The organism is Mesorhizobium sp. BE184, from assembly GCF_031457045.1.
In the GTDB taxonomy this organism is placed as follows: Bacteria; Pseudomonadota; Alphaproteobacteria; order Rhizobiales; family Rhizobiaceae; genus Mesorhizobium.
Genome location: NZ_JAVDVU010000002.1, coordinates 121164 through 139594 on the forward strand (window position 1 = coordinate 121164; position 18431 = coordinate 139594).

The following is an 18431-nucleotide window of genomic DNA, read 5'->3' on the forward strand; positions in this document are numbered from 1 at the left end:
TTCCGAAGCCCAGTCTTTCCAGATCATGACCTAATGCTTTTTGTCGCGGGAATGAAGCGCTCGCCGACGTAAATCGCCTCGCCAGCTTCCCTTCTGCCGGATGGCGCGGCTATACTTCAAAATCCGCAACCTGTCTGGTGATTGATGCCGCCTGTAAAGAAGGAAGCCCGCCCGAAGCGAGCCCGTACGCCCGCTTTCGTGAAAAACCACAGGGGCGTGAGGAATTGGAAAGAGGCCAGCGCCTGGCTGGAATGGCGCGGTATCGAAGACATCGAATGCATCACGCCCGATCAGGCCGGCGTGGCCCGCGGCAAGATGATGCCATCCAAGAAATTCACCTCCAACACGTCGCTGGCGCTGCCATCGGCGCCGTTCATGATGACGATTTCCGGCGACTATCCGGAGAACGGCAACGGCTTCCAATACCCGGAAGACGACGGCGACCTGAAGCTGGTGCCGGACCTGTCGACGCTTTCGGAGGTTCCCTGGGAAGACGATCCGACCGCGCAGGTGATCTGCGATCTCGTGCATCAGGATGGCCGCGCCGTCGAATTCACGCCTCGCAACGTCCTGAAGCGGGTGATAGCGGCCTACGACGAGCGCGGTCTGAGACCTGTCGTGGCGCCGGAGATCGAGTTCTACCTGGTGCGGAAGAATCCGGATCCCGACTACCCTTTGACCCCGCCGGTGGGGCGCTCCGGCCGCGCCATCGGCGGAGGCGCGGGCTATTCGATCGCCGGCGTCAACGAGTTCGATGAACTGATCGACGACATCTATCATTTCTCGGAGAGCCAGGGGCTGGAGATCGACACGCTGATCCATGAGGAAGGCGCGGGCCAGTTGGAAATCAACCTGCGCCACGGCGATCCCGTCGAACTGGCCGACCAGGTCTTCCTGTTCAAGCGTACGATCCGCGAAGCGGCGCTGAAGCATGAGATATACGCCACCTTCATGGCCAAGCCGATCCAAGGGCAGCCGGGATCGGCCATGCACATCCATCAGTCCATCATCGACAAGAAAACCGGCAGGAACATCTTTTCGAAAGAGGATGGTTCTGAAAGCGACGATTTCTTCCATTTCATCGGCGGCATGCAAAAGCACGTGCCGAACGCCATGGCGATGTTCGCGCCCTACGTGAACTCATATCGCCGTCTGACCCAGGCCGCTTCGGCGCCGGTCAACAACAAGTGGGGCTACGACAACCGCACCACGGCCTTCCGCGTTCCGCGTTCCGATCCATCGGCACGGCGTGTGGAAAACCGCATCCCCTCGTCGGACGCCAACCCCTATCTCGCTCTGGCGGCATCGCTGGCATGCGGCCTCATCGGCCTGATCGGCAAGACGAAGGCGGAGCCTCCGGTCCTGACCACGGCGAACGAAGCTGAAATCGACCTGCCGCGCGGACTTCTGGAGGCAGTCGACCTGCTGGAAGCGGATGAGGACCTGAAAGCTATGCTGGGCGCCACCTTCGCCTCGACCTACGCCGCCATCAAGCGGGCCGAGTTCGAGACGTTCATGGAGGTTATCAGTCCGTGGGAACGGGAATATCTGCTGCTGAACGTTTAAAAGTCAACGTCGATCGGAGACAATAGACATGGCAAAAGCTGAACGCACACCGGTCATGTTCGTGCATGGATTGTGGCTGCACTCCTCCAGCTGGGAAGGCTGGGCCGAACGGTTCAGGGAAGCCGGCTACGAGCCGATACTGCCAGAATGGCCGGGTGTCCCCAACAGCGTTGCCGAGGCGCGCAAACATCCGGACCAGCAGGCCGGTGTAGGATTGATGGAGATTTCCACACATCATGCCGACATTATCCGCAAGCTCCCGAGCAAGCCGATCCTGATCGGGCATTCGGTCGGCGGATTCATTGTCCAGCATCTGCTCGGTCAGGATCTGGGTCGTGCCGCCATCGCCATTTGTCCGGGGCAGATCAAAGGCGTGTTCGCCATTGCCCCAGCGCAGGCCCGCTCCACCATCGCGTTTCTGAGCAACCCTGCGAACACGAAGCGGGCGGTGTCGCTGAACCCCGCCCAGTTCCGCTTTGGCTTCGCCAATGCGGTGTCGCAGCAAGAATGCGACGAGATGTATAGCAAGTGGACGATACCGAGCCCAGCCAGGCCGCTATTCCAATTGGCGCTCGGGAATTTCATTCCAAACTCGCCGGCAAAGGTCGACACGGCCAATGCAAAGCGCGGTCCGCTGCTACTGATGTCCGGCAAGCTGGACCACACCGTTCCGGATGTTTTGACCCGTTCGACGTTCAAGCAGTATCGAAACTCGTCAGCTTCGACCGAATACAAGCGCTATGATGATCGCGGCCATTCCCTGATCTGCGATAGCGGTTGGCCGCAACTGGCTGAAGATTCTCTGGCCTGGCTAAAGGCGAAGGGGCTGGGAGCATAAGCCACAGCATCCTATGATTGCCTATCAATCCCCTATCTCCCCCGGTCATTCCTGGTACGAGGACAGTATCGGCGAGCGTCCGGTCTATGCGGCGCTTGATGGCGACAAGACAGCTGACGTCGTCATCGTCGGCGGCGGCTACACCGGACTTTCGGCTGCGGCGCATCTGGCCAGGATGGGCACCGACGTCGTGCTCATCGATGCGCACCGTTTCGGCGACGGCGCGTCCGGCCGCAATGGCGGACAGCTTGGCACCGGCCAGCGCGCCTGGGCGGAGGAACTCGAAGCCGATTATGGCCTGGCCCGCGCCAGGGCGCTGTTCGACCTTGCCGAAGAGGCCAAGACGCACCTGCTGGAATTTGTCGGCTCCAACGGCATCGACATCGATTATATACCGGGACAGCTCTCGGTCGCGCACAAGCGGCGTTATGTCGATGATTACAAGGCGCATGCCGAGATCATGGCGGAGCGCTTCAATTACTCGCATGTCGCCTTCATGGACGCTGCCGAAACGGCCGAGCGGCTTGGCTCCAACCGCTATTTCGGCGGTACGCGCGACACCGGCACCGGCCACATCCATCCGCTCAAGCTGGTGATCGGCACGGCGCGGGTCGCCGCACAAGCCGGCGCACAGTTGTTCGAGAATACCCCATCGACGGGCATCATCTCCGCTGGCGGCAAAGTGCGGGTGACGACGCCGAAAGGCACGGTGAAGGCAGACAAATGCCTGATTGCGGTCAACGCCTATGGCGGCGATCTCGAGCCGGTGAGCGCAGCGCATATCATGCCGATCGGCTCGTTCATCGGCGCGACCGTGCCGCTTGGCTCTGAGTCAACCGTGCTGCCCGGCGGCGAGGCGGTCGACGATTCCCGCTTCGTGGTGCGCTATTTCCGCAAATCGAAGGACGGCCGGCTGCTGTTCGGCGGGCGCGAGATCTACGGCGTCAACGATCCCAGAGATATCCACATCCATATCCGCCGACAGATCGGCGAGCTCTATCCGGCGCTGAAAGATATCGAGATCACCCATGGCTGGGGCGGCTATGTCGGCATAACGCTGCCGCGCAAGCCTTTCGTGCGCGAGGTGATGCCGAATGTCATTTCGGCCGGCGGCTATTCCGGCCACGGCGTCATGCTGTCGAACTTCGTCGGCAAGCTCTACGCAGAAACCGTTTCAGGCAACCGCGACCGGCTCAAACTCATCGAAGATTTGAAGATTCCTGCCTTCCCCGGCGGCCGCCGCCTTCGCGCCCCGCTGCTCTTCCTGGCGCTCAACTGGTACGCACTTCGCGACCGAATCTAGTTTTCGATGTTGATTTCGCGACCAAGAGCGCAGAGATGCCACAATTTATCATTTAAATTGTTGCGGGGGTGCAATACAAAGCGACACGTTTCGCGTATTGCCCGCTTGTGGGACCGATGCACATTCAAGGACCTTGTCCTTAAGCATGAAGAACATCGGCCCTTTTTGAGAGGTGGCTGAAGTGAAGGGGCCTTTCCGTTTCGGCTCGCCAAAACAGCAGCGTTTGTCGATGCAGTACGGCTATGCCGCGCGGCCTTCGCTCTGGCACGACATCAAGTCGCAGTCGCATCTGATCATCGCGGGTGTCGGCACCGTGGCGCTGCTCGGTGTTGCCGGCGGTGCACTTTGGTTTGCCATGCCAAGCGGCGAACGGCAGGCCTTTGCCGATCCCAAGCCGGCGCAAACCACTGAACTCGCTTCAGTTGCAAAGCCCGCCATCGTGGCGGGCAAGCCACAAGCGGCCGATGTCGCCGCAATACCTGCGAAAACGCCTCCTTCTACCCTCAGCAAGACCGCATCGGCCGAAGTCGCAAAACCCGTTGTGGCTGCTTCCGGCGTCAAAGCCCCGCGTCCCATCGACGAGGAGGCCAAAAGCGCCGTCGTCGCGACAGCGCGCGACGCAGAACCGGAACAGGGCGACACCGACCAGGAACTCGCCTACGCGAATTCGTCCGACAAGGGTGACGCCGGCCAGGCGGCGGAGAAGCTGGCCCATCCGGACGGGGCCGAAACAGCAGCCATACCGACGCCGAGGCCAAAGACGCCTGCCAAGCAAGCGAATACCGAGAAGGCAGAGGCGGAAACAGACGGCAAGAGCGGACAGATATTGCGCGGCGTGACCATGCGCAGCGGTCCCAAGAAAGGCGCTTCCGCTATCGGCACGATCCCGGCGAAAACCTCCGTCGAGGTGCTTTCCTGCAACCAGTGGTGCCAGGTGATCTACAAGGGCAAGCGCGGCTGGATCTACAAGAGCTTCGTGCGCACCGGCGGATAAGAGCGGCGCAATCCCTACCTTCCAATTCGCTAGGCTGCACCGAAACGATAGTGCAGCCGGACACACCCTTTCGGCATCGATTGCGCGCTGACCAGCGTGGGGCTGGCCGTAAAGCCGGTTGCCGGAAAGAGCGGCCTTCCGCCCCCAAGCATTTCGGGGATGACGTAGATTTCAATTTCATCGAGCGCGCCGCGTTCCAGGAAAGCCATCTGCAACCGCCCGCCGCCGAGCATCCAGACATCGCCATCGTCCAGCGTCCGCAACTCGGCTATCAGTGCGTCGACATCCGTCCTAACCTCCATTGGACCTTTCGGGTCGCTGATGGGCTGCGAGGTGACGACCAGAACCCGCTTGTCACCATAGGCCCAGGGCGCAGGTTCGCGCGCGATGAAATCATAGGTTCCGCGCCCCATCACGACGGTACGGATGCCTTGCAGGAACAGGCGATAGTCGTGCTCGCCGAGATCCATGTCATCGTACTTGAACAGCCAATCCAGACTGTCATCTTTCGTCGCAATGAAGCCATCCAGGCTGACGGCGATATACCCCAGGATTTTGGCCACTGATCATGCTGCTTGCAATATAAACGAATATTCATTTATATTAAACCATGGGACGAACCAAGAGCATTTCCGACGATTCAGCGCTGGATTCTGTACTGGACCTGATTGCCGAAACCGGCCCGGCGGGATTGACCTTCGCCCGCGCGGGACAAGCTGCCCGGCTTTCGCCAGCAACGCTGGTGCAACGCTACGGTAATCGGGATGCTCTGCTTGAGGCGGCGCTGTTGCGCGCATGGGATCGGCTGGATGCCGAAACCGCGGCCGCGGACGCGGAAGAACCGCTGACACCGGACGGCGCGATCCGTATCCTGCTCCGCCTGATGCCGCCTGAGGCCGCCGAGAAAAACGCGACCGACGGCCTGCTTCTGCTGCGCGAAGACATCCGCAATCCAGTCCTGCGCGCGAGAGGGGCTGACTGGGGAACGCGTCTCGCCAACATCCTGGGAAGACGCCTCGACGCCGCTCCGGAAGGCGAGCGCCTGGGCTGGCAGATGGCAAGCGTCTGGCTTGGCGCCCAGACGTGGTGGGCGTTTACGCGAAATGGCGCGCCCGATGTAGCGATCCGCCAAGCGCTGGAAGACTGGTGCGGAAGCGCGCTGGCGAAGAACCGCAACGCGCCCCGTTGAAAACCCCAGCTGAAATCGACAAAGCCGCCAAAAACCTAAATGCAGCGGCCACCGTCCACTTCCAGCGCGACCCCGGTGATGAACGCTGCTTCGTCGGATGCAAGCCAGAGGGCCGCGTTGGCGATGTCGAGTGGCGTTGACAGCCGGCCGAGCGGAATCGAGGCACGGAATTTCGCCCGAATTTCCGGTGTGTCGGCGCCGAGGAATTTTTCAAGCATCGCGGTCTCACCCGCCACCGGACACAGGCAGTTGACGCGGATTTTCTTCGGCGCGAGTTCCACCGCCATAGACTTCGTCGCGGTGATCGCCCAGCCCTTGGAGGCGTTGTACCAGGTCAGTCCTGGCCGCGGCCTGAGGCCTGCCGTCGATGCCGTGGTGAGGATGACGCCGCCACCCTGCTTTTCCATCAGCGGCACCACGCACAGCGTCGAGTGGTAGATTGCCTTCATGTTGACGGCGGTGACCAGATCAAACGTCGCCTCATCGACCTCAAGCAGATCACCGTTGCGGTGGGTGTAGCCGGCATTGTTGACCATGATGTCGACGCGGCCGAACGCATCCAGCGTCGCGGCGATCATCTCGTCGAACTCGGCGCGCTGGGAAACGTCGGTCTGCGTCCAGATGGCGGCTTTGCCGATATCACCGGCCACGCGCTCCGCGGCCTTGCCGTTGAGGTCGGCGATCACAACCCTGGCGCCCTCCTCGGCGAAACGCCGGGCCATACCTTCGCCAAAACCCGATGCCGCTCCGGTTATGACTGCAACCTTGTCCTTCAGACGCATCCGATCCTCGCCGCTTGTTTGACTTCACTCATGATGGAATACCACCGTCTTGGTGGCGGACATGTCGTAGAGCGCTTCGAAGCCCTTCTCGCGGCCATGTCCGGACCGCTTGAAGCCGCCGAACGGCAGTTCGATGCCGCCGCCCGCGCCATAAGCGTTGACGAACACCTGCCCGGCCCGCACGCGTTTGGCGACGCGATGCTGGCGGCCGCCGTCCTTCGTCCAGATGCCGGCCACGAGTCCGTAGTCGGTGCCGTTGGCGAGGCGGATCGCTTCCTCCTCACCGTCGAAGGGAAACAGCGCCAGGACGGGGCCGAACACCTCCTCCTGCGCCAATGCGGAGGCAGGATCGACGCCGCCGAACAAGGCGGGCGCGAAATAAAATCCGCCGGAGGGCGCATCCTTGTGAACCGTGCCCCGAGCCAGGATCTGCGCGCCAGCTGCTTCGGCCTGGGAAACCATGGCTGTGACACGCGCCTGCTGCTTGCTGTTGATGAGCGCGCCGAGATCGAGGTCGGCATCGTGCGGCCCTGCCACCAGTGCCGAAAAGCGCGTCGCCAGCATCGCGGCGAGATCGTCATATATGCGGCGCTCGATGAGAATGCGGCTGCCTGCCGAGCAGGTCTGCCCACCATTTTGAATGACGGCGTTGACCAGAACCGGCGCGGCCTTCTCGATATCGGCATCGGCAAAGACGATCTGCGGTGATTTTCCGCCGAGCTCCATAGTAACGCCGCGATTGTTCTGCGCCGCGGCCTGCTGGATGGCCGTGCCGGTGCCGGTGGAACCCGTGAAGGTGACATAGTCGACCAACGGATGGGCGGACAGCGCCGCGCCCGCGTCGCGTCCATAGCCGGTGATGACGTTGAAGACGCCTTCCGGAAATCCTGCTTCCAGCGCCAGTTCCGCCATGCGGATCGTGGTCAGCGAAGCGTCCTCGGCGGGCTTCACCACCAGCGTGTTGCCCATAGCCAGCGCCGCGCCGGCCACGCGGGCGAGAATCTGCAGCGGGTAGTTCCACGGGATGATGCCGGCGACGACGCCATGTGGCTCGCGCAACGTCAGCGCGGTGTAGCCGTCGAGGAACGGAATGGTGGTGCCGTGGATCTTGTCGGCGGCGGCGCCGTAGAATTCGTAGTAGCGCATCGTGGCGACGACATCCGCCCGCCCCTGCCGGAGCGGCTTGCCGGTGTCGCGCGATTCGAGCGCCGCCAGTTCGCTGCCGTTCTTTTCCACCAGTTGGCAGAGGCGGGTGAGCAGACGTCCACGTTCGACCGCCGGCATTTTCGGCCATGGCCCGCTGTCGAATGCCGTGCGTGCGGCTTTGACCGCGTTGTCGACATCGGCGGCATCCGACGCCGGTATCGAGGCGAAGACCTGGCCGGTCGACGGCGAAACAACGTCGATGCGCGCGCCGGACCCAGCATCGACGGCCTTGCCGCCGATCAACTGCCGGAAAGCAACGCCTTCGGCGACCGTCGTCGAAAGATGCACGTCCATCGCGGTATCTGCTCCCTTTAGCTTCCTGCATCCGACATCTGTGTTGCCGGCGCAAGCATTGAAGACTATTGCGCGTCATTCCCTGTCCACATTGGTCCAATAATGAGCGGCTGATGTGACACCGTGGCGCAAGCAAACGATGACGTGCAAGCGAGAAACAGCCGAATTGGGCTGGCAAATTTAAATCGATTAGATTATATCCGCCGGAAAACCGGACGGTTTGGAACAAGCAGCGCATGACCAGTCAGATCATTCCCGTAGAGCCTTTCGACTTCATCATCTTCGGTGGCACCGGCGACCTTTCGGAGCGGAAGCTTCTGCCCGCCCTCTACTACCGCCAGCGCGACCACCAGTTTTCCGAGCCGACGCGCATCATCGGCACTTCGCGAACCAGGATGAGCGACGAGGAATTCCGGGCCTTCGCGAAACAGGCCATCACCCAGCATGTGAAGGCCGAGGACATCGACGCCGGCGAGCTGGACAAGCTGCTGGCGCGTCTTTCCTATGTTTCGGCCGACGCGCGGAGCGGCGAGGGTTTCGGCGATCTGAAGCAGGCGCTTGGCGACAGCGACCGCATCCGCGCCTTCTATCTGGCCGTCGCACCGTCGCTGTTCGGGGATATTTCGCACCGGCTGCAGGAGCACGGCATGGTGACGGCGAATTCCCGCATCATTCTGGAAAAGCCGATCGGCCGCGACCTCGATTCGGCACGCGCGCTGAACGACCTCGTCGGCGAGGCTTTCCACGAACACCAGATCTTCCGCATCGACCATTATCTCGGCAAGGAAACGGTGCAGAACCTGATGGCGCTTCGCTTCGCCAACATGCTCTACGAGCCGCTCTGGAATTCCGCCCATATCGACCACGTCCAGATCACCGTGGCGGAAACCGTGGGGCTCGAGGACCGCGTCACCTATTACGACAAGGCCGGAGCGCTGCGCGACATGGTGCAGAACCACATCCTCCAGCTTCTTTGCCTGGTGGCGATGGAAGCGCCCGCCTCAATGGAGGCCGACGCGGTTCGCGACGAAAAGCTCAAGGTGCTGCGGGCGCTGAAGCGCCTGAACGGCAACGAGGCGCCGAAATCGACGGTGCGCGGCCAATACCGCGCCGGTGCTTCCGCCGGCGGACCGGTAAAGGGCTATGTCGAGGAGCTCGGCAACGACAGCAACACCGAAACCTTCGTCGCCATCAAGGCTGAAATCGCCAATTGGCGCTGGGCCGGGGTGCCTTTCTACCTGCGCACCGGCAAACGGCTCGCCACCCGCGTGTCCGAGATCGTCATCGAGTTCAAGCAGATCCCGCATTCGATCTTCGGCGAGAGCGCGGGCAACGTAAATCCCAACCAGCTCGTCATCCGCCTGCAGCCGGATGAAGGCGTCAAGCAGTTCCTGATGGTCAAGGATCCCGGCCCCGGCGGTATGCGGCTGCGCCAGATTCCGCTGGACATGAGCTTCGCCCAATCCTTCCAGGGTCGCGCGCCGGAGGCTTACGAGCGCCTGGTCATGGACGTTGTCCGGGGCAACCAGACGCTGTTCATGCGCCGAGACGAGGTGGAAGCAGCGTGGACGTGGATCGATCCCATCCTGCATGCCTGGGAGCAGAACGGCCAGGACCCGCAGGGCTATACAGCCGGAACCTGGGGTCCGTCCGCCTCCATCGCGCTGATCGAACGCGACGGCCGCACCTGGCACGAAAGCACCTAAAGGGATGTCCGCAGCTTACCAATGGAATGCCTTCCCCGATCGGCAAAGCCTCGCCGAGGCGTTGGCAACGCGTATCGCCGGTTTGTTGCAGGCCGCCGTTGACAGCAAGGGCGGAGCCGTACTCGCGGTTTCCGGAGGCAGCACGCCCGGCCGGTTCTTCACCGCCCTTTCCAAAGTCGACATCGACTGGAACAAGGTCACGGTAACGCTGGTGGACGAGCGGTTCGTGCCGCCAACCTCGCCGCGTTCGAACGCTGCGCTGGTCGCGGCGAACCTTTTGCAGAACAAGGCGGCGGCAGCGCGTTTCGTGCCACTTTACCACGCCGACGAAGATGTCGCCGTAGCGGCGGCCGAGGCCGGCGCAACGATCAACAAACTACCCCTGCCCTTCGACGCCGTCGTGCTCGGCATGGGAACCGATGGCCATACTGCCTCATTCTTTCCCGACGCGGAGCATCTTGACGTCTTGCTGGACCCCGCATCGGGGGAGATCGTCATGCCGGTCCAGGCGCAAAGCGCTGGCGAGCCGAGACTGACATTGTCGCTTGCACCGATCGTCGCCGCCGGTTTTCTCGCATTGCATATCGAAGGGGAGGAGAAACGCGAGGTGTTCGAGACGGTCATGGGAGCGGGCGAGATCAAGCCCATCCGCGCCGTTATCGAAGCTTCGCCCCGAACCGTCCAGGTTTTCTGGGCGCCCTGACCGACCAAACGGGCCCTGCCTGTGGCGAGGCCCGACAAGGACCATAGCCATGACCGCCAGACGTGACATCGAAGCCATCACGGACCGTATACGGGAACGTTCAAAGCCGACGCGAGAGATTTATCTTGGCCGTATCGCCGAGGCGTCGAGCCAGGTCGCCAACCGCGCGGTGCTATCCTGCGGCAACCTCGCCCATGGCTTTGCAGTGTGCAGCCCGTCCGAGAAGGTGGCATTGGGCGGCGACCGCGTTCCCAACATCGGCATCATCACCGCCTATAACGACATGCTTTCGGCGCACCAGCCGTTCGAGACGTTCCCCGCGCTGATCAAGCAGGCTGCGGCCGAGGCAGGCGGCATCGCCCAGGTGGCGGGCGGCGTGCCGGCCATGTGCGACGGCGTCACCCAGGGCCAGCCAGCCATGGAACTGTCGCTGTTCTCGCGTGACGTGATCGCGATGGCGACCGCCGTCGGGCTTTCGCACAACATGTTCGACGCGGCCATATTCCTCGGCGTCTGCGACAAGATCGTGCCCGGCCTTCTGATCGGCGCGCTGACCTTCGGGCACCTGCCGGCTGTTTTCGTTCCCGCCGGTCCGATGACAACCGGCCTGCCGAATGACGAAAAGGCGCGCGTGCGTCAGCTTTATGCCGAGGGCAAGGTCGGGCGGGAAGAACTGCTCGAAGCGGAATCGAAATCCTATCACGGCCCCGGCACCTGCACCTTCTATGGCACCGCCAACTCCAACCAGATGCTGATGGAGATCATGGGCCTGCATACGCCCGGCGCTTCGTTCATCAACCCGAACACGCCGCTGCGCGAGGCGCTGACCCGCGAGGCGACCAAGCGCGCGCTGGCGATCACCGCCCTCGGCAACGACTACATACCGGTTGGACGCATGATCGACGAACGTTCCATCGTCAACGGTCTGGTCGGCCTTCACGCCACCGGCGGCTCTACCAACCACACGATCCACATGATCGCGATGGCGGCGGCGGCTGGCATAAAGCTGACATGGCAGGACATCTCCGACCTTTCCGAAGCCGTGCCGCTTCTGGCGCGCGTCTATCCGAACGGGCTGGCTGACGTGAATCACTTCCATGCCGCTGGCGGCATGGGGTTCCTGATCCGCGAACTGCTCGACGCCGGTATTCTGCATGAAGACGTGCAGACCATATGGGGCGAAGGCCTGCGGCACTATACGGTCGAGGCGACACTGGGCGCGGACGGCGCGGTGGCGCGCCAGCCAGCGCCGATGCAAAGCGGCGACGAGAAGGTTCTCGTGCCCTACACCAAGGCATTCCAGTCGACTGGCGGACTGAAGGTTCTGAACGGCAATCTCGGCCATGCGATCATCAAGACCTCCGCCGTCAAGCCGGAGCGCCGCGTCGTCGAGGCGCCGGCAAAGATCTTCCACGGCCAGCAGGAACTGAACGACGCGTTCAAGGCCGGAACACTGACCGGCGATTTCATCGCGGTTGTCCGCTTCCAGGGACCGAAGGCGAACGGCATGCCGGAACTGCACAAGCTGACCACGGTGCTCGGCATCTTGCAGGACCGTGGTCAGCGCGTTGCGCTGGTGACGGACGGGCGCATGTCGGGCGCCAGCGGCAAGGTGCCGGCGGCGATCCATGTAACGCCCGAGGCGCTGGAAGACGGACCCATCGCCCGCATCCAGGAAGGCGACATCATCCGGTTGGACGGCGAGGCCGGCACGCTGGAAGTGCTGGTGCCGGCGGGCGACTTCGCCCTGCGCCATCCGGCCAGCGCCGATCTGAGCGGCAACGAGTTCGGCATGGGCCGCGATCTGTTCGCAGGCTTCCGGCAACTGGCCGCGCGCGCCGACCATGGAGCGAGCGCGTTCGGCAACGTCTGAGAGCTGATCCCCGGCAAAAAGGGCGCCTCGCAACGCCCTTTTTCATGAAACGCCGCCTTACTGAACGGTGATTTCGGCCCGGCCGCCCGGCCTGACCGTAACCGGTCTTTCCCGCTCGCCGCCATTGTCAGGCTGGTGACGAATGACGACGTAGTCGCCCGCCTTCATTGTCTGGTTCCATTTGTCGCCATAGTTCAATCCCAGCGACGTTCGATTGCCCTGGATATCCTTTTTCGCGGCGACGATCTCGATCGAATAAGCTCCGGGAGCGCTGATCGACAGCACACCGGCATTCATATCCACCTCGACCTCCTTGGTTTCGCCAACACGAATGTTGAAGGGCTGCTCGACACTGGCAAGGTCGGCGGTGGCGACGGCGACATAATCGCCGGCCGGCAGGTCGAATGTGCTGTCCGGCCCGTAGGAATGCTCGACGTCCTGGCGGGTGCCGTCGGTCTTCTTCTGGGCCTTGACGATCTGGAAGGCGAGGCCCGGCATCTCGATCTTGTCGCCGCCCAGGGCATAGAACGCGTTGATGACGACGCGGCCGACGCCAACGACGATATCCTTCTCCACCGTCTGGCCGGCCGCAAGCTGCACGGTCTCCGTCGCGTTGCCCTGCCCGATGCCGACAGTGACCTTCTGCTCGCCGGCCGGCACGACGATCTTCGTTTCGCCATAGGTGGTGGTGGTGGTGCCGCCGGGATAAGCGAAATCAACGCGGGCGCTGACATTGATTTCAGCGCCCTGGCTTGCGCGCGGCCGTATCACCAGCGTTCCGGCATTGAGGACAAAGACCGGCTTGTAAACCTGCCCCGGCTCGACCTTGAGCTTCTGCTCGACCTTCGCCTCGCCATTGCGGGCGACGACGAGGTAGTCGCCGGGGTCAAGGTCACCCTTGTAGGCGCCATATTCCGTGGTGAGATACTCGCCCTGCGAGCCGTCGTCCTTGGCCTTGTAGATTTCATAGGCGTTGCCATCCGTCACCGGATCGCCACCGGCAGAAAAAACGGTTGTCGGCAGGAAGTTGAACTCCGGTTTCTGTGCCTCCGGAACAGGTTCCGGAGCCGGAGCGGATTCAGACGCCTGCGCCGGTTGCTGTGCTGGTGAAGAGGCCGGCGGCGTGGATGGCGCCTGCTTCGGCGCAGAGACCGTTTCGGCCAGCGCCTGCTGCAAAGACTTCTCGTCGGACGCCTGGATGTATTTGCCGCCGGTGTTTTCAGCGAGGCAGGCGACCTGCTTGCCCTCCGCATCCGTCAGGCCGAAGCCGACGACGTTGACGGTAAAATCGACGCCGGCCGCCTCCAGCTCCCGGCCCAGTGCGCACGGGTCGCCTTCGCAGGTTTCAAGACCATCCGTGATGAGAACGACCGTCGCCTTGTCTTCGGTATACTTCAGCGCCTCGGCGGCCTGCTTGACGGCATCGGTCAGCGGCGTCTTGCCAAGGAACTTCATCGAATCGGCGGCAGAGGCGATGGCCCCGGCCGAGCCTGCGCGCGGCGGCACGATCAGCTCGATATCCTGGCACGAATTCTTGTCGCGGTGGCCATAGGCCATCAGGCCGATTTCGCGATCGCCTTGCACGGATTGCAAGACCGTGCGCAGAGACTGGCGCGCGATTTCCAGCTTCGGCTTGCCGTCGATCTGCCCCCACATGGAGCCGGAAGCGTCGAGAACGATGATGACGCGGTCGGCGGCGGACGCTGCCGAGGCGCAAAACAGTGCAAAACACAGCGCCGCAAGCGATCTCATGAACAACGACATCCGAATCCCCGCATCTGACAGCGGCGCAGGCTAAAGGAGCCTCCGGACGCGGACAAGGCAGCGACTTGTTTAAAACATGCAACGTTGACTTCCCCAGCGATCAATAGGTCGTGCGCCGTTCCTCGGAAGGCGGGCGGCCGAATTGCAGCCGGTAGCTCTGGGCGAAATAGGAATGCGAGGTAAAGCCGGTGGCGATGGCGACATCGAGGATCGGCATGTTGGTCTGCCGCAGCAGTTCGCGCGCCCGTTCGAGCCGCAGCCGCATGTAGTAGCGGCCGGGCGTCACCTTCAGATGTCGCAGGAACAGACGTTCGACCTGACGGACGGACAGGCCCGCCGATTTCGCCAGCTGCACGGCCGAAAGCGGTTCATCGAGATGATCGGACATCAGCTCGGCGATGCGCCGCAGCTTGTCGGACTTGCCGGTCAGGTCGCGCTCGGGGCCGACGCGCTGGCGGTCGCCTGCCGAGCGAATGCGCTCATGCTGGAACTGATTGGCGACGCCATTTGCCAGGCCAGCGCCGAAATCGCCGCGGACGATTTCCAGCATCAGATCCATCGAGGTGATGCCGCCGGCGCAGGTATAGCGCTTGCGGTCGATCTCGAAGACGTTGCCGGTGCAGTTTATGTCCGGAAACCGTTCCATGAAGCCGGCGCGGTTTTCCCAGTGGATGGTGCAGCGGTAGCCGTCCAGCTGGCCGGCCTCGGCCAGAAGATGGGAGCCGACCGACAGCGCGCCGAGCGCACCGCCACGGCGGCCCCAACCGCGCAGAGCTGAAAGCACCTTGCTTTTGCCCGGAAATTCCGTGGTCAGACCGACTGAGACGAAGAGAATATCGACCGGCGGAATGTCGGCCACTGAATAGTCGATCTTGATCGGCAGGCCGTTGGACGCCATGACGGCCTCGCCATCGGCAGAGATCGTGGTCCAGCCATAGAAATCGCGGCCGAGCAGGCGGTTGGCCGACCGAAACGTGTCGATCGCCGCCGCCAGCGAGAACATCGGGAATTTGTCTACCAGAAGGAAGGCGAATTGCCTGCCGCCCTGGACGGGGCCTCCCGCGAACGGCTGTTCTACAGAGAGAGAGGATGGCGGCAAAGCGGTGCCTCGTGGTCAGAAAGTTGGTCTGTCCAGACCGGCTGCGAGATAGGCCGAGACAAGGGTGTTGGCCATGAGCATGGCGATGGTCATCGGCCCAACGCCGCCGGGAACTGGCGTGATCGCGCCGGCGACCTTCGCTGTCTCGGCAAAGTCCACGTCGCCCACGAGCCTGGTCTTGCCCTCGCCTTTCTCCGGCGCCGGAATGCGGTTGATGCCGACATCGATGACGGTGGCGCCGGGCTTGACCCAATCGCCCTTGACCATTTGCGGCCGTCCGACAGCCGCCACCAATATATCGGCGGTTCTGGCGAGCGCCGGCAGGTCCCTGGTTCGGCTGTGGGCGACGGTGACGGTGCAATTGGCGGCCAGAAGCAGATTGGCCATCGGTTTGCCGACAATGTTGGAGCGGCCGAGCACCACTGCGCTGAGGCCTGACAAATCCTTGCCGCGCACGCGCTCGATCAGCAGCATCGAGCCGGCGGGCGTGCAGGGCACGAAAGCCGTAGCCAGTTCGCCAGTGGTCAGCTTGCCGACATTGACGAAATGGAAGCCATCCACGTCTTTGTTCGGCGCGATGGCCTGGATGACCTTGCCGGCATCGATATGCGCCGGCAGCGGCAGCTGCACCAGTATACCGTGAATGGCCGCGTCGGCGTTGAGGTTTGCGATGATGCCGAGAAGTTCGGTCTCGGAAGTCGTCTCCGGCAGCGTGTGCTGGACGGAATGAAATCCGCATTCCTTGGCGGTACGGGACTTGGAGGCGACGTAGACCTGGCTGGCCGGGTCCTCCCCGACGATGACCACGGCGAGACCGGGAACGCCCTTGCCTTTCGCCGCGAGATCGGCGGCAAGCGCCTTCACCTTGGCCACCACTTCTAGGGCTAGGCTCTTTCCATCGATAGTTTCAGCCATCGGATATCCTGCAGGTCAGTCGGTTCGAACCGCTATTGTCACGAAAAACGACGCCGGCAATCCCGACAATGCGCCCTTTGATGCCGTAAACCCGAAATTGCCCGGATTCCAGCAGCGAACGGTCTGGCACATCAAAAATGACGGGAATTTTGGCGCGCAGCGGAGCGGATTTCGCCAGCGCAGTGGCGATCAGCTCTCTTTGCGAACGGCGCCTGAGCCGGACGACAGTTTCTGCTTTAGAACGCGCCACAGGAACAACGGATTGCCCACCACATAGCGCCGCCACAGCCGTCCGGGCTCCACCAGAAGACGGAAGACCCATTCCAGCCGCAGGCGCCGCATCCACAGCGGTGCGCGCGGCACGGTGCCGCTGAGGAAATCGAGCAATGCGCCAACCGCGATCGGCAAGGTGCAATGGCGCGCGTCGATATGATTGGCGATCCAGAGTTCCTGCCTCGGCACGCCCATGGCGACCAAGAGAATATCGGGGCGCAGGTCGGCGATGCGCTGAATGATCTGCGGTTCCTGCGTGGGCGTGAAGAAACCGTCGTGGATGACTTCGAGCTTGTGCTGCGGCGTCATTGCGGCAAGCCGTTCCGACGCGGCCTCGGCATTGGCCCGGGAGGCCCCCAGCAACGCGACCGTCAGCGGCTTGGTGGAAGCCTGCAGGAAAGCCGGGACGAAATCGGTGCCGTTGAGATTGGCTGGAAACGGCGCGCCATAAAGAAGCTTCGCCGCCATATCGACGCCGATGCCATCGGGAAGCACGAGAAAATCCTCAAGCGCCCCGGCAAAAGCCGGATCCGCACACGCAATGTTTGCATTGTGCGCATTGAGGAAGGTGATCTTGGTGAAACGGCGCTCGCGCAGCAGACCGGTGAGCAGCGAAATCGCCTCGTCCCAACCGATGCTGAGAACGGGGATGCCGAGGATCGACTTGGCGGGCCTTTCGCCTGCGGCAGCGTGAACGGCGTGCATGTTCATGAAAAAGCCCGCCGGGAAAGGGTTGCAGTGTTGCCCGGGATCATCCCAGCAGGCGCACAGCCGCGCGCCGCCACATCCTGAACGAGCAGGATGACAGACATCGGGTCAGCCCGACGCGCTGACGGAACAGGAAACAGTACCAAATGCAGATGCATCTCTCTCAATCCACATCATGCAGGTAGCAAAACGCAATGAACCCTTGATTAAGACCCGGCAATCTTGGGTTGAAAACACCGAGTGAGATGCTGTTGCCGCGCAAGGTGATTAACAAATCCTTTCCGCCGACAAGACGGTGCGAGCAGCAGCCATATCCGCGCATCTTCGGTTCGGGCTTCCCGCGGTTAAAGCAAAAGTCTAAGCAGGGCTTCGGCTCAGGAGACCACACTATGACGACCAGGCTCGTTCTCGCCGGTTGCGGCAATATGGGTTACGCGATGCTCGGCGGCTGGCTGAAATCCGGCAAGCTCAAGGCTACAGACGTGCTTGTGGTCGAACCGAACGAAGCCTTGCGCCGACGCGCTGAGGACCTCGGCTGCCCCACAGTTTCGGAGGCCGGTGCAATCGCGGCCGGCGCAAGCCCCGAAATCGTGGTTCTGGCGGTCAAACCGCAGGTGATCCGCAAGGTAACCGAAGAGTACAAGCATTTCGGCAATGGACGCACGACGTTCCTGAGCGTCGTGGCCGGCACGCCGGTCGCCACGTTCGAGCAGATTTTGGGCACACGCACGCCGGTCATGCGCTGCATGCCGAACACGCCGGCGGCCATCGGCAAGGGCATGATGGTGGTATACCCCAGTCCGCTGGTTTCAGCGAAAACGAGAGGCTTTATCGCCGACCTGCTGTCGGCGAGCGGCGAAGTGGCAACCGTGGACAACGAGAGCCTCATGGATGCGGTGACCGCCGTGTCCGGTTCAGGCCCAGCCTATGTTTTCCATTTCATCGAGTGCCTGACGGCCGCGGCCGAGGAAGCCGGCCTGCCTACGGAAACAGCTAAGTTGCTGGCCAGGCAAACGGTCTATGGCGCGGCGTCGCTGGCAGCCGAAAGCAAGGACGATCCAGGCACGCTGCGCCAGCAGGTGACGAGCCCGAACGGCACCACAGCGGCGGCGCTCGGCGTTTTGATGGGCGAAGACCGGCTCAAGACGCTGGTGATCGAGGCAGTCGAGGCGGCAAGGGTCAGATCGATGGAACTTGGCGAATAATCCCTGACAAGGG

16 protein-coding genes are annotated in these 18431 nt (G+C 62.6%); 9 read left to right on the plus strand and 7 right to left on the minus strand.

Annotation, left to right across the window (positions count from 1 at the left end):
- The first annotated feature begins 144 nt into the window (after positions 1–144).
- The 4 genes from J2X35_RS08810 (at position 145) to J2X35_RS08825 (ending at position 4701) form a co-directional block, all read left to right on the plus strand.
- Complete coding sequence (locus tag J2X35_RS08810) at positions 145–1566, plus strand: glutamine synthetase family protein (protein WP_056115008.1); 1422 nt, start codon at positions 145–147, stop codon at positions 1564–1566.
- A gap of 28 nt (positions 1567–1594) precedes the next feature.
- On the plus strand, positions 1595–2404 hold the full coding sequence (locus J2X35_RS08815) for an alpha/beta hydrolase (protein ID WP_056115004.1): 810 nt from the start codon (positions 1595–1597) through the stop codon (positions 2402–2404).
- A gap of 16 nt (positions 2405–2420) precedes the next feature.
- Positions 2421–3707: an FAD-binding oxidoreductase gene (locus J2X35_RS08820; protein WP_310186070.1), complete on the plus strand. Its 1287-nt coding sequence runs from the start codon at positions 2421–2423 to the stop codon at positions 3705–3707.
- 181 nt (positions 3708–3888) lie between these two features.
- A complete protein-coding gene (locus tag J2X35_RS08825; protein WP_310184002.1) occupies positions 3889–4701 on the plus strand; it encodes an SH3 domain-containing protein in 813 nt (270 codons plus the stop codon).
- Between the two features lie 29 nt (positions 4702–4730).
- Here the strand turns inward: J2X35_RS08825 and J2X35_RS08830 are convergent, their stop codons facing one another.
- Positions 4731–5264, minus strand: a complete 534-nt coding sequence (locus J2X35_RS08830; protein WP_310184004.1) for a dihydrofolate reductase family protein — start codon at positions 5262–5264, stop codon at positions 4731–4733.
- 47 nt (positions 5265–5311) lie between these two features.
- Between J2X35_RS08830 and J2X35_RS08835 the strand changes: the two genes are divergently transcribed.
- Complete coding sequence (locus J2X35_RS08835; protein WP_310184006.1) at positions 5312–5890, plus strand: TetR/AcrR family transcriptional regulator; 579 nt, start codon at positions 5312–5314, stop codon at positions 5888–5890.
- A 35-nt stretch (positions 5891–5925) separates the two neighbouring features.
- On the opposite strand, the gene J2X35_RS08840 is transcribed toward J2X35_RS08835, so the two are convergent.
- Both J2X35_RS08840 and J2X35_RS08845 read right to left on the minus strand, forming a co-directional pair.
- Complete coding sequence (locus J2X35_RS08840; RefSeq protein WP_310184008.1) at positions 5926–6672, minus strand: SDR family oxidoreductase; 747 nt, start codon at positions 6670–6672, stop codon at positions 5926–5928.
- A 24-nt stretch (positions 6673–6696) separates the two neighbouring features.
- Positions 6697–8172 carry an aldehyde dehydrogenase family protein gene (locus J2X35_RS08845; protein WP_310184010.1) on the minus strand — a complete coding sequence of 492 codons (1476 nt, stop codon included), beginning with the start codon at positions 8170–8172 and terminating at the stop codon, positions 6697–6699.
- 236 nt (positions 8173–8408) lie between these two features.
- Between J2X35_RS08845 and zwf the strand changes: the two genes are divergently transcribed.
- The 3 genes from zwf to edd are packed head-to-tail and all read left to right on the plus strand — an operon-like array spanning position 8409 to position 12454.
- Positions 8409–9878 carry a glucose-6-phosphate dehydrogenase gene (gene zwf / locus J2X35_RS08850; RefSeq protein WP_056114984.1) on the plus strand — a complete coding sequence of 490 codons (1470 nt, stop codon included), beginning with the start codon at positions 8409–8411 and terminating at the stop codon, positions 9876–9878.
- Positions 9879–9882: 4 nt separating this feature from the next.
- Positions 9883–10581 (plus strand): 6-phosphogluconolactonase, encoded by a 699-nt coding sequence (pgl, locus tag J2X35_RS08855; RefSeq protein WP_310184012.1) that lies wholly within the window; start codon positions 9883–9885, stop codon positions 10579–10581.
- Positions 10582–10630: 49 nt separating this feature from the next.
- A complete protein-coding gene (gene edd / locus J2X35_RS08860; RefSeq protein WP_310184014.1) occupies positions 10631–12454 on the plus strand; it encodes a phosphogluconate dehydratase in 1824 nt (607 codons plus the stop codon).
- Between the two features lie 57 nt (positions 12455–12511).
- On the opposite strand, the gene J2X35_RS08865 is transcribed toward edd, so the two are convergent.
- From J2X35_RS08865 to J2X35_RS08880, 4 genes are all read right to left on the minus strand, one after another.
- Entirely contained in the window at positions 12512–14218 is a 1707-nt protein-coding gene (locus J2X35_RS08865; RefSeq protein WP_405023201.1) for a VWA domain-containing protein, read from the minus strand.
- 100 nt (positions 14219–14318) lie between these two features.
- Positions 14319–15221, minus strand: coding sequence for a GlxA family transcriptional regulator (locus J2X35_RS08870; protein ID WP_310186072.1), 903 nt, complete (start codon positions 15219–15221; stop codon positions 14319–14321).
- A gap of 111 nt (positions 15222–15332) precedes the next feature.
- A complete protein-coding gene (gene folD, locus J2X35_RS08875; RefSeq protein WP_056114970.1) occupies positions 15333–16232 on the minus strand; it encodes a bifunctional methylenetetrahydrofolate dehydrogenase/methenyltetrahydrofolate cyclohydrolase FolD in 900 nt (299 codons plus the stop codon).
- Positions 16233–16421: 189 nt separating this feature from the next.
- On the minus strand, positions 16422–17216 hold the full coding sequence (locus J2X35_RS08880) for a WecB/TagA/CpsF family glycosyltransferase (protein ID WP_310184018.1): 795 nt from the start codon (positions 17214–17216) through the stop codon (positions 16422–16424).
- Between the two features lie 386 nt (positions 17217–17602).
- Here J2X35_RS08880 and proC point away from each other — a divergent pair, with 386 nt between their 5' ends.
- On the plus strand, positions 17603–18418 hold the full coding sequence (gene proC / locus J2X35_RS08885) for a pyrroline-5-carboxylate reductase (protein WP_310184020.1): 816 nt from the start codon (positions 17603–17605) through the stop codon (positions 18416–18418).
- The last annotated feature ends 13 nt before the right edge of the window (positions 18419–18431 follow it).